Origin of the sequence: Virgibacillus sp. 7505 (genome assembly GCF_002272135.1) — a bacterium.
In the GTDB taxonomy this organism is placed as follows: domain Bacteria; phylum Bacillota; class Bacilli; order Bacillales; family Amphibacillaceae; genus Terribacillus.
Window position 1 is genome coordinate 1 of the sequence record NZ_NPBF01000386.1, and the last position, 223, is coordinate 223.

The 223-nt window shown below is 44.8% G+C and carries 1 pseudogene; it reads left to right on the top strand.

The annotated features are described in order from the left end of the window. Positions 1–16: 16 nt before the first annotated feature. Positions 17–223 (top strand): annotated as a pseudogene (locus CHH91_RS19465) (hypothetical protein); the annotation flags it as partial.

Genomic DNA, 223 nt, shown 5'->3' on the forward strand with positions numbered 1-223 from the left:
GAGGAGGCCTTCTTGAATGAAAATGAAGTGGATGGCGATGTTATCGGCACTTGCCATTCTCTCTGCCTGTGCAGGAGATACAGAAACATCGAAACAAAAAACGGATAATGAGACAAATGAAAATCAGGAAACGGCATTAGAAAGCGATAAAAAGGAGCACAATCAACTGTCTGGAGAAGAAGGGGAGGCGGAAACGGTTGAAGCGATAACAGCAGACTCCGTT